Raw genomic sequence first — 10,687 nt, forward strand, 5'->3', positions numbered from 1 at the left:
CGCGCGCCCCAGAGCAGGCCCGCCACCAGGGCGACGATGCCGGCGGCGATCCAGACCGCCGACCAGATCCGGGGCAGGCGCAGGCCGGTATTGAGGGCGGCGAGGGGATCGTCGGCCACGGCGCGGAAGGCGAGGCCGGTGCGGGTGTAGCGGAAGAACGCGGTGAGCAGCGCGACCATCAACCCTGCGACCGTCGCGGCGAAGAGGTCGAACCGGCTCACCAGCACGCCGCCGACGTCGAGCGGCGTGTCGTCGATGCCGAGGTCGAGGCCATGGACCTGCGTGCCCCAGGCGAGCTGGGCCGCGCCCTCGATGACGTAGGCGACTCCGAGCGTCGCCATGAACAGGGTGATCGGCGGCTGGTTGACCAGGGGCCGCAGCACGGCCCGCTCGATGGCAAGCCCGACGACGACCATCACCGCCAGCGTCGCGGCAAGCGCCGCCGGGAAGGGCAGGCCCCGCTCGATCAGGCTGACGAAGGTGAGGGCGGCGAACAGCACCATCGCCCCTTGGGCGAAGTTCAGCACGCCGGAAGTCTTGTAGATCAGCACGAAGCCGATCGCGACGAGGGCATACATCACGCCCGAAAGCAGCCCGCCGACGATCACCTCGACGAGGAAGGCGAGATCGGGGCTCATGCCGCCTCTCCCACGGTGACGTCCGCGGCCTCGTCCTCGTCGAGTCCGAGATAGGCGGCGATGACGGCCGGATTCGCCTGCACCTCGGCCGGCGTGCCGGTGGCGATGCGGCGCCCGTGATCGAGCACCGTGACCCGGTCGGACAGGCGCATCACCACCCCGATATCGTGCTCGATCAGCACGATGGCCGTTCCGATGCTCCGGCGCGCCGCGAGGATGAAGCCGCTCATCTCGGCCTTCTCGGTCGCCGACATGCCCGCCATCGGTTCGTCGAGGAGCAGCAGCTGCGGCCGGGCGACCAGGGCGCGGGCGAGTTCCACCCGCTTCTGCAGGCCGTAGGGCAGGCTGCCTACCAGCCTGTCGCGATGGGCGTCGAGTTCGAGAAGCGCGATCACGGACAGCGCCTGCGCGCGGTGCGCGCGCGCTTCGCGGCGGGCCGCCGGCAAGCCGAGGAGCTGCGCCGCCAGCCCCGCCCTCCGGGCCTCGGCGAGGCCCGACAGGACGTTGTCGAGGACGCTCAAGCCCTTGAACAAGGCGAGGTTCTGAAAGGTGCGGGCGACGCCGAGCGCTGCGAGCCGCCCGGTCGGCACCCGCGTGAAGGAATGCCCGCCGATGCCGATCCGCCCGGCCCGTGGGGCGTAGAGACCGCTGATCGTGTTGATCAGCGAGGATTTCCCGGCCCCGTTCGGGCCGATCACCGCGTGGATCTCCCGTGCCCTCACCGACAGGTCGATGGCGTCGAAGGCGACGGTCCCGCCGAAAGCGAGCGACAGGCCCTCGACCGCGAGGACCGGGCGGCTCGGCATCGGCGCGGAAGCTGCCGGCTGCGGCCGGGCGACTGTCAGGGGCGATGCCCGGCGCGAGGCACGCCATCTCGGCGGCGCCAGGGCATGGCGTGCGGCACGAAGCATGGAAGACAGTTCCGTCGAACGCATGCAGCCGTCGGACTGCGTGAAAGTCGAAATCGCGTCAGGAGGCGTCAGGAACCTGTGGAAGGCATTGCTTCCCTCATGCTCCGACTGACGGCGCAAAAACTATCGAAGATGAGACTTCACTGTCAAAAGTATGATCATCTGTTGTTTCTGTCGATCCGAGATGAAAATTGCGTCTCAGCGTGGCATTTGGAGAGGGCCTTGCCTGTATCCTCTCTCGGGACACCTTCACCGCCGAAACGGGCCTGTTCAAGCGACAGATGTTTTGGTCGTTTCAAAGGTGAGGTGCCTGGGCAGGCCACTCCAAAAGGCATGCGCAGATTTCATCCGAGAACAACTTTCCAAATCCCGATTGAATTTTGGATTTCTCGTTCATTGACCTGAATATTCGTCTCGAACACTCTTGGTGTTACGCGGCCCTCTCGGCACGCCGCCGGCTCCTCCGGCCGGCTGTGTGTGGGGCTGCGCCCAGTTTTGTTTCGAAGCGAAGCCACCGCGTCTTGTCCCAGCTTTCCCTCCAGGGTGTCGCCTTCCGTTACGGTGCCGGCACGGTGCTCGAACGGGTCGATGTCACCGTCGCCGCCGGTGAGCGGGTCGGGATCCTGGGCCGTTCCGGGGTCGGCAAGTCGACCCTGCTTCAGATCCTCGCCGGTCTGGTCGCCCCCTCCTCCGGGGGCTTGCAGGTCGAGGGAGCGGCGGTGAAGGGACCGGTGCCCGGCTGCACGATGATGTTCCAGCGCCCGGCCCTGCTGCCCTGGGCCAGCGTGCTCGACAACGTGCTCCTGCCGGCCCGGCTCGCCGGCCGTCTCGCGCGGGACCGTGCCGCCTGCGAGCGGGAGGCGTTGCGTCTACTGGACGACCTCGGCCTCGCCGAGCATGCGCAGGCCAAGCCGCATCAGCTCTCCGGCGGCCAGCAGCAGCGCACGGCGCTCGCCCGGGCCCTGGCCAGCCGTCCGCGCATCCTGCTCCTCGACGAGCCGTTTTCCGCCCTCGATCCCGAGATGCGCAGCGCCCTGCGCGCCGATGTGCTGCGGCTCGCCCGCCAGAACGATCTGACCCTGGTCATCGTCACCCACGACCTTGCCGACGTGGCGGCGCTCGCTTCGCGGGCGATCGTGCTCGGCGGTCGCCCGGCCCGGGTGACGGCGGATTTCCGCCTCGGGAGCGATGCCGAGGCGGACCTTCGCCGCCGCTTCGGGGCCGAGGCTTCCGCACCCCGTCGCGCAGCCGCCTGACCCTTTGCCCGTGAGACCCCGACCGATGAGCGCTCCCGAGGACGATGCGGCCCTGTGGACGCAGGAATGGACGCGCGCCGACTGGACCCGCCGCAACACGCTCGACGCCCTGGCCCGTGGCGGCCTCGCCGCCCTGCTCGGCGGCGGCGGGCTCGCCCTGTCCGGCCGAGCCGTCCATGCCGCCGACGACGATACGGTGCGCATCGGCTACCTGCCGATCACCGACGCGACGGCGCTGCTGGTGGCCCATGCCAAGGGCTATTTCGAGGAGGCCGGCCTCAAGGTCGCCGAGCCGGTTCCGGTGCGGTCCTGGTCGGCGCTGGTCGAGGGCTTCGCCGCGGGCAAGTTCAACCTCGCCCATCTGCTGAAGCCGATCCCGGTCTGGATGCGCTACAACAACAAGTTCCCGGTCAAGATCCTGGCCTGGGCCCATACCAACGGATCGGGCATCGTCGTCGGCGGCAAGAGCGGCATCGAGGATTTCAAGGGACTGGCCGGCAAGCGCGTCGCCGTGCCGTACTGGTACTCGATGCACAACGTGGTGCTGCAATACGCGCTGCGGGAATCGGGCGTGACACCCGTGATCCGGGGAGAAGCGGGCCCGAACGAATGCGCCCTGCAGATCCTGTCGCCGCCGGAGATGACGGCGGCGCTCGCGGCCGGCAAGATCGACGGCTACATCGTCGCCGAGCCGTTCAACGCGCTCGGTGAGATCAAGGCCGGGGCGCGGATGCTGCGCTTCACCGGCGACATCTGGAAGAACCACCCCTGCTGTGTCGTCGTCGCCCATGAACGGCAGGTGGCGGCCAACCCGGAATGGACGGGCAAGGCGGTCGAGGCCATCGTGCGCGCCCAGGCCTATTGCGTGAAGAACCGCGAGGAGGTGGCGCGCCTGATCGCCAAGGAGGGGCGCGGCTACCTGCCCACGCCCGCCGACGTGGTGGTGAAGGCGGTGACCGATTACGGCCCGGCCTATGCCGCGAGCGGGGCGATCCGCCATCCCGATTGGGAGGCGCGCCGCATCGATTTCCAGCCCTGGCCCTACCCGTCGGCCACGAAGCTTATCGTCGAGGCGATGGGCCGGACGGTGGTCGAGGGCGACGCCACCTTCCTGAAGGGGCTCGACCCGGAATTCGTGGCGCGGGATCTCGTCGACGACCGCTTCGTCGCCGCCGCCCTGGCGCGCTACCCGGAATGGCCCGGCGCTGCGGAGGCGGGCGGGCGCGTCCGCCAGGAAGTGTTGAGCCTGTGAGCGGCGGCGTGACCGATGCGGCACTGGCGGTCGAGCCGGGCATTGCACCCGCCCGGCCGCGCCTCGCCCTGGCCGGCTTCGCCGCCCGTCTGGCGCCGCTGGTGGGACTGTCCGGCCTGCTCGGCCTCTGGTTCGCGGGCGGGCTGATCCTGGAGAGCGTGCCGGCCTATTCCGCCTTCGCCGGCTTCGCGCCAGGGCCGGCCCTGACCTCCTTCGTTGAGCTGATCGCCTCCGGCGAGGCGTGGCGGGCTGCGGCGCCGAGCCTCGCGCGGATCGGGCAGGGGCTCGCCGCCGCTTTCCTGCTCGGCGCGCCGCTGGGATTGCTCGTCGGCTCCTCGCCGCTGGCGGAGCGGATCCTGCAGCCGCCGTTCCAGCTCCTGCGCATGATCTCGCCGCTGGCCTGGATGCCTGTCGCGGTGCTGACCTTTCCGAGTTGGGACGGGGCCATCGTCTTCCTGATCGCGGCGGCCGCGATCTGGCCGATCCTGTTCGCCACGGCGGCCGGGGTGAAGCGGGTCGATCCGGTCTGGCTGACCATGGCCCGCAATCTCGGCGCCGGCCGGCTCGCCACCCTGCGCACCGTCGTGGTCCCTGCGGTGCTGCAGGACATCGTCACGGGCCTGCGCCTCGCCCTCGGCGTCGCCTGGATCGTGCTGGTGCCGGCCGAGTATCTCGGGGTCACCAGCGGGCTCGGCTACGCCATCAACGATGCCCGCGACACCCTCTCCTACGACCGCCTCGCCGCCCTCGTCCTGCTGATCGGCCTGATCGGCTACGTCCTCGACAGCGCGCTGGGGCGGCTCGCCGCCCGCGCCCGCTGGATTCCCGCCACGTAAGGAGTTGCCCCCATGACCGCGACCGTCACGCGCGAGATCGTCCAGACCTTCGAGAAGACCTTCGAGGCCATCGACCGCGACCGCCTCCTCGCCCTTTCGGAGAAGGGCCGGGCCGATCCGAGCATCGTCAAGACGGTGCGGGCGAAGACCATCGCCGAGGGCCGCCGCTTCCGCCACCTCAACTATATCCGCAACCTCGACGCCCATGTGGTGGACGAGCCGCCGGCCCTGCTCGGCGACGACACCGCCCCGAACCCGACCGAGGCGCTGCTGGCGGCGCTCGGCACCTGCGTCGCCGTCGGCCTCCAGGCCAACGCCGTCGCCCGTGGCTGGACGGTGAGGGGGATCGAGATCGAATCCGAGGGCGACATCAACATCACCTCGGTCTGGGGCACCGGCGATCTCTCCGAGAAGCCGGTGGGGCTCAGCGAAGTGCGGCTGAAGGCGCGTCTCGACATCGAGGGAGCCAGCGAGGCCGAGCTCGACGCACTGGTGGCCCATGCCGCCCGATGGTCGCCGGTGCTCAACACCGTGAAGAACCCGGTCTCCGTCAGCCTCAGCCGGGCCTGACGCATCGTGGCCGCCACCGCCCGCCTCGCGAGGTCGTCAACCGTCACGGAGATCGTGCGCGACCAGCTTCGCCCGCGCCTGTCCGCCATCGATGCGGGGGAGTACCCTGACGGCGTGCTGCGCGCGCTCGGGGCGGCGGGGGCCTTCGCCCACCATGTCGGCGACGCCCCGGATGGCCTGCTCGGAGCCGTGGACGCGATGGCCGAGGCGGGCGAGGCCTGCCTCTCCACCGCCTTCTGCGCCTGGTGCCAGGACGCGTTGGTCTGGTACCTCGCGCGGGCCGAGGAGGCCGCCCCGCGCCGTCACCTCGACGCCCTCGCGGCCGGGGAGCGCCTCGGCGGGACCGGCCTGTCGAACCCGATGAAGGCGCTGGCCGGCATCGAGCCCCTGGCGCTTCAGGGCCAGCGGGAGGGCCGGGGCTACCGTGTGCGCGGTCGCCTGCCCTGGGTCTCCAATCTCGGCCCCGGTCACCGCTTCGCCGGAATTTTCTCGCTTCCGGACGGGCGGCGGGTGATGGGGCTGTTCGAGGCCGGAACGGAGACGGTCGCGCTGTCGGCCAATGCCCGCTTCGTCGCCCTGGAGGGGACAGGCACCTACACGGTGCTGGTGCGCGACGCCTATCTCGCCGACGAGGACGTGATCTCGCACGATGTCGCGGCCTTCCTGCCGCGCATCCGCAATGGCTTCGTGCTGCTGCAGACCGGCATGGGGATCGGCCTCGCCCGGGGCGTCGCGGCGCTGATGCGCGCCGATGCCCGCGGCCGTCGCGACGGTGCCTTCCTGCCCCTCGGGCCGGACGCCATCGAAGCACGGGCCGCCGCCCTGCGCGAACGGGTGGCGGTCGCGGCCCGCAGCCACGGGGCGGAGGACCGCGCCACCTTCCTCGACACCCTGCGCCTGCGCCTCGAGGTTTCGCTCCTGGCCCTCGAAGCGGCCCAGGCCGCCATGCTGCAGTTCGGGGCCCGGGGCTATCTCGAAGGGTCGGAGCCATTCCGCCGCCTGCGCGAGGCGCAGTTCGTGGCCATCGTCACTCCGTCGGTGAAACACATCACCACGGAATTGGCGCGGGGTGTTTGAGACAGGTCCGCACCCCATCGAGGCCGAGTGGCCGCGCCCGCAAGGGCTTTGGCGAGAGGCTCGCCTCGGCCGGCTCGATATCGGATCGGGAGATGCCGTTTCTGTTTTTTTACCCGCAGCGAACATGGTATCGTCTTTATATTGTCAATAATAAAATCAAGTTTTATTGACAATGAGGCGTCGTTTGGTTGGAATGATCCTGTTTTCGTCGGGCTTGTCTGCAAGCATCGAAGCGACAGACTAATCATGGAACGCGAGGCCGGACGGTGCCGGGCCGTCGCGCGTCCCGCAAGGAGATCACCGATGCCGAGCGACCTGACCGCCTCGATCCATGCCGAGACGCTCGCGCTGCATGCCGGATGGCGGGCCGATCCGCAGGCCGGCTCGGTCGCCGTGCCGATTCACCAGACGACATCCTACCAGTTCCGCGACACCGACCATGCCGAGAACCTGTTCGCGCTCAAGGAACTCGGCAACATCTACACGCGGGTGACCAACCCGACCGTGGACGTGCTGGAACAGCGCCTCGCCGCCCTCGAAGGCGGTGCGGCGGCGCTCGCCGTGGCTTCGGGGCAGGCAGCCTCGGCGCTCGCGGTGCAGAACCTCGCGCGGGCGGGCGACAACATCGTCTCCTCGACCGACCTCTATGGCGGCACCTGGAACCTGTTCGCCAATACGCTGGCGGAGCAGGGCATCGAGGTCCGCTTCGTCGATCCCGCCGATCCCGAGAACTTCCGGCGCGCGACCGATGACCGGACCCGCGCCTACTATGCCGAGACCCTGCCGAACCCGAAGCTGACGGTGTTCCCCATCGCCGAGGTCGCCGCCATCGGCCGGCCGCTCGGTATTCCGCTGATCGTCGACAACACCGCCGCGCCGCTGCTGGCGCGTCCGCTCGATCATGGCGCCGCCGTCGTCGTCTACTCGACCACCAAATATCTCGGCGGGCACGGCATCGCCATCGGCGGCGCGATCATCGACGGAGGCCGCTTCGACTGGACCGCCCGCCCGGAGCGGCAACCGGCCCTCACCACGCCGGATGCGAGCTATCACGGCGCGATCTGGACCGAGGCCGCCGCACCGATCGGACCGATCGCCTACGTGCTGCGCGCCCGCGTGCGCCTTCTGCGCGATCTCGGCCCCGCCGCCTCGCCGCTCAACGCCTTCCTCACCCTCCAGGGCCTGGAAACGCTGCCCCTGCGCATCGAGCGCCACAGCCGCAACGCCCAGGCGGTGGCCGATTGGCTCAAGGGCCGGCCCGAGGTCGCGCGGGTGATCCATCCCTCGGTTCAGACCGGGGCCGCCCGTGAGCGGGCCGACCGCTACCTCCGGGGCGGCTATGGCGGCCTCGTCGGCTTCGAACTGGCGGCAGGCCGCCAGGCGGGCCGCCGCTTCATCGACGCGCTCAAGCTGTTCTACCACGTGGCCAATATCGGCGATGCCCGCAGCCTCGCGATCCATCCGGCCTCGACCACCCACTCGCAGCTCGGGCCGCGGGAGCAGCTCTCGACCGGTGTCTCGGACGGCTATGTCCGCCTCTCCGTCGGGCTCGAGCATATCGACGACATCCTGGCCGATCTCGATCAGGCGCTGGCGGCAGCCGGCACCCTGGCGCGGGCGGCCTGAGATGACGGCTGCGAGCCTCCCCGTCCTCGACCTGCGCCGCTTCGATGGCGGTGACGCCGAGCGCGCGGCCTTTCTCGACGATCTCCGCGTCGCGGCCCGTGACGTCGGCTTCTTCTACCTGACCGGGCACGGCCTTCCGGATACCGAACTCGCGGCGATCCAGGCCCTGGCCCGGCGCTTCTTCGCCCTGCCGCTGCCGGAGAAGCGGGCCGTGGCCATGGTCCATTCGCCCCACTTCCGGGGCTATACCGAGGCCGGCCGGGAGATCACCCGCGGCCGGCCCGACTGGCGCGAACAGTTCGATGCCGGGGCCGAGCGGACGGTCCTGCCGTGGCATCCCGGCCTGCCGGCCTGGACCCGGCTCCAGGGGCCCAATCTCTGGCCCGACTCGCTGCCGGACCTGCGCACCGGGGTGCTAGCGTGGCAGGAGGCGGTGACCGGCATCGGGATCCGTCTGCTCCGGGCGTTCGCCCTGTCCCTCGGCCAGCCGGCGGATGCTTTCGAGCCGATCTATGCGGGCGCTCCCAACCAGCATCTCAAGATCATCCGCTATCCCGGCCGGGACGAGGCGGAGGATGCGCAGGGCGTCGGCGCCCATAAGGATAGCGGATTCCTGACCCTGCTGCTTCAGGACGGCGAAGGGGGGCTGGAGGTCGAGGGCGAGGATGGAGGCTGGATCGCGGCGGCGCCCGTCGAGGGCGCCTTCGTGGTCAATGTCGGCGAACTGCTCGAACTCGCCTCGAACGGCTTCCTCCGGGCCACCGTCCACCGGGTTGTGGCACCGGCCGCCGGCCGCGACAGGCTCTCGGTCGCCTTCTTCCTCGGCGCCCGCCACGACGCCACCGTGCCGCTCCTCTCCCTGCCGCCGGATCTCGCCGCCCAGGCGCGGGGGCCGGCGAGCGACCCGGACAACCCGCTCTTCCGCGAGGTCGGCCGCAACTATCTCAAGGGCCGCCTGCGGTCGCATCCCGATGTGGCGGCGCGTCACTACGCCGACCTCGTCGAAGACGTGCGGGCTGCGTGAGGACGGGGCGTCGTCAGCGTGGGTCCAGCGCCGGTGACCCTTCCATTCTGCGCGCGGCGTCACTGACTTCGATCACGAACTTCCGGCGGATCGCCTTGGAGAAATCGCCGTAGCCCGCCGCCGCCAGCAGGAAGGCGCCGGGGCCTCCGACCACATGGGCGCGGTACCATTGCGCCAGATCCGTGCGGTCCTGCGGCAGCGGCGTCGCGCGCAGCCCGTAGCCGGGCGCCCGGTACGCTCCGGCGCCGACCACGTCGTTCTCCCCCGGCACCAGGATCGGCAGGCCGTTGATCGTGGCTCCGGTGCCGAGCAGGGTTTGCTGCTCCGCCTCCAGGTTGTCGGGGTCGGTGCAATTGTCGATGCCGTCGCCGGAGACATCGACGACGATCCGCTCGGCCGGCAGCGGCATGGCCGGGATGACGCTGGCGGCCACGGTTCGGAACATCTGGCCGAGGCAGGTGAATTCCCCGGATTGCCGCGGCGTGGCGCGGACCCGCGCCGCCGTCGCCAGGGCGTCGGCGCGGGTCGCGATGCGCTGCCAATTCAGGGCGAGGCCGGCCTGATCGGCCCAGGTGACCATCGCGAACAGAGTGCCGCCGGGGCGGCCCGTCATCGCCGCGATCACGCCGGGATCCTCGAGGGCTGCGGCGATGCCCTCCATCTGCAGGGTGAAGCGCGCCTCATCGACCGATTGCGAGACATCGACGGCGACGACGAGGGCGACCGCCGGCGGCGGTTCCGCCCGTGCAGGACCGGCCATCCAGAGCGCGGCCAGCCCCGTGAAAAGGGCCCGGCGCACGGAAGGAGACAGGCGAAGGCGATCCATCGGCGCGGCCCGGTCCGACATGTCAGGTTTTGCCGATGAAACGGAGGGAGCAGCCCGGCCACCCGGCCACGAGCCGGCCTCCGCGTTCCGGGCCGAGCACCATGCAGGCGGTGGACAGCCCGTCCGCCACGAGCCCCGTCTCGGCCGTGACCGTCACCGATGAGAGGCCACCGGGCGAATGACCGGTGGCCGGATCGAAGATGTGGTGGTCGGCGCGATCCGGCGAGAAGCTCATGTTGTAGTCGCCCGAGGTCGCCGCGAATCCCAGGAACGGCGCGATCACCGCGGCGGCCTCCTCCGGGGCACGGGGGTCGGCGATGCCGAGGCGCCAGGGCGTCCCGTCCGGGTGGGTGCCCACCGCGCCGAACTCGCCGGTATCGACGAAGGCGTCGGCGATGCCCCGCTCCCGCAAGGCCGCCATCACCCGGTCGGCGGCGTAGCCCTGGATCAGCGCGTTCAGCGTCAGGGCGGTGCCGGGTTCCAGAACGATGCGCTCGGGTGTCAGGCCGACGCGGCGCCAGCCGATGCGGGCGACGGCCTCGCGCAGGTCCGCCGGATCGGGCCTCTCGCCCCGGGCCGAGGCCTCGGCCCAGACCGGCCAGAGCGGCTGCACGGTGGGATCGAACGCGCCCTCGGTCCGCTCCGCCAGAGCGAGGGCGCGTTCGATCCCA

General features: G+C 70.6%; 11 protein-coding genes. 7 read left to right on the plus strand and 4 right to left on the minus strand.

What is annotated here, in order from left to right; all coding sequences use genetic code 11:
• Both MZTS_RS03680 and MZTS_RS03685 read right to left on the minus strand, forming a co-directional pair.
• A partial coding sequence (locus MZTS_RS03680) for a branched-chain amino acid ABC transporter permease (protein ID WP_192281693.1) occupies nt 1–638 on the minus strand: 638 nt, incomplete at its 3' end.
• On the minus strand, nt 635–1,549 hold the full coding sequence (locus tag MZTS_RS03685) for an ABC transporter ATP-binding protein (protein WP_192281696.1): 915 nt from the start codon (nt 1,547–1,549) through the stop codon (nt 635–637). The genes MZTS_RS03685 and MZTS_RS03680, both read right to left, overlap by 4 nt.
• A 521-nt stretch (nt 1,550–2,070) precedes the next feature.
• On the opposite strand from MZTS_RS03685, the gene MZTS_RS03690 reads away from it, so the two are divergent.
• The 7 genes from MZTS_RS03690 to MZTS_RS03720 all read left to right on the plus strand — a co-directional run bounded on the left by MZTS_RS03690 (nt 2,071) and on the right by MZTS_RS03720 (nt 9,190).
• Nucleotides 2,071–2,805, plus strand: coding sequence for an ABC transporter ATP-binding protein (locus MZTS_RS03690; protein ID WP_210329100.1), 735 nt, complete (start codon nt 2,071–2,073; stop codon nt 2,803–2,805).
• Nucleotides 2,806–2,830: 25 nt separating this feature from the next.
• Nucleotides 2,831–4,057 (plus strand): ABC transporter substrate-binding protein, encoded by a 1,227-nt coding sequence (locus MZTS_RS03695; protein WP_192281701.1) that lies wholly within the window; start codon nt 2,831–2,833, stop codon nt 4,055–4,057.
• Nucleotides 4,054–4,893 (plus strand): ABC transporter permease subunit, encoded by an 840-nt coding sequence (locus MZTS_RS03700; RefSeq protein ID WP_192281704.1) that lies wholly within the window; start codon nt 4,054–4,056, stop codon nt 4,891–4,893. The genes MZTS_RS03695 and MZTS_RS03700 overlap by 4 nt, the downstream gene beginning before the upstream one ends.
• A 12-nt stretch (nt 4,894–4,905) precedes the next feature.
• Nucleotides 4,906–5,463: an OsmC family protein gene (locus MZTS_RS03705; RefSeq protein WP_192281707.1), complete on the plus strand. Its 558-nt coding sequence runs from the start codon at nt 4,906–4,908 to the stop codon at nt 5,461–5,463.
• 6 nt (nt 5,464–5,469) lie between these two features.
• Entirely contained in the window at nt 5,470–6,540 is a 1,071-nt protein-coding gene (locus MZTS_RS03710) for an acyl-CoA dehydrogenase family protein (protein ID WP_192281710.1), read from the plus strand.
• 303 nt (nt 6,541–6,843) lie between these two features.
• Nucleotides 6,844–8,166 (plus strand): O-acetylhomoserine aminocarboxypropyltransferase/cysteine synthase family protein, encoded by a 1,323-nt coding sequence (locus MZTS_RS03715; protein ID WP_192281713.1) that lies wholly within the window; start codon nt 6,844–6,846, stop codon nt 8,164–8,166.
• A 1-nt stretch (nt 8,167) separates the two neighbouring features.
• Nucleotides 8,168–9,190 (plus strand): isopenicillin N synthase family dioxygenase, encoded by a 1,023-nt coding sequence (locus MZTS_RS03720; RefSeq protein ID WP_192281716.1) that lies wholly within the window; start codon nt 8,168–8,170, stop codon nt 9,188–9,190.
• A gap of 13 nt (nt 9,191–9,203) precedes the next feature.
• Here MZTS_RS03720 and MZTS_RS03725 read toward each other — a convergent pair whose 3' ends face one another.
• Entirely contained in the window at nt 9,204–10,016 is an 813-nt protein-coding gene (locus MZTS_RS03725; protein WP_192281719.1) for a DUF1194 domain-containing protein, read from the minus strand.
• Between the two features lie 22 nt (nt 10,017–10,038).
• Nucleotides 10,039–10,687 (minus strand): FAD:protein FMN transferase (locus MZTS_RS03730; protein WP_192281723.1); only part of this gene is annotated, 649 nt, incomplete at its 5' end.

This window comes from Methylorubrum zatmanii (assembly GCF_014845115.1).
Classification (GTDB): Bacteria; Pseudomonadota; Alphaproteobacteria; order Rhizobiales; family Beijerinckiaceae; genus Methylobacterium; species Methylobacterium zatmanii.

What these genes read in the sequence shown, in the direction of transcription:
- MZTS_RS03720 (WP_192281716.1), top strand. Translation starts at nt 8,168, where the DNA reads ATGACGGCTGCGAGCCTCCCCGTCCTCGACCTGCGCCGCTTCGATGGC.
- MZTS_RS03705 (WP_192281707.1), top strand. Translation starts at nt 4,906, where the DNA reads ATGACCGCGACCGTCACGCGCGAGATCGTCCAGACCTTCGAGAAGACC.
- MZTS_RS03725 (WP_192281719.1), bottom strand. Translation starts at nt 10,016, where the DNA reads ATGGATCGCCTTCGCCTGTCTCCTTCCGTGCGCCGGGCCCTTTTCACG.
- MZTS_RS03695 (WP_192281701.1), top strand. Translation starts at nt 2,831, where the DNA reads ATGAGCGCTCCCGAGGACGATGCGGCCCTGTGGACGCAGGAATGGACG.
- MZTS_RS03685 (WP_192281696.1), bottom strand. Translation starts at nt 1,549, where the DNA reads ATGCTTCGTGCCGCACGCCATGCCCTGGCGCCGCCGAGATGGCGTGCC.
- MZTS_RS03715 (WP_192281713.1), top strand. Translation starts at nt 6,844, where the DNA reads ATGCCGAGCGACCTGACCGCCTCGATCCATGCCGAGACGCTCGCGCTG.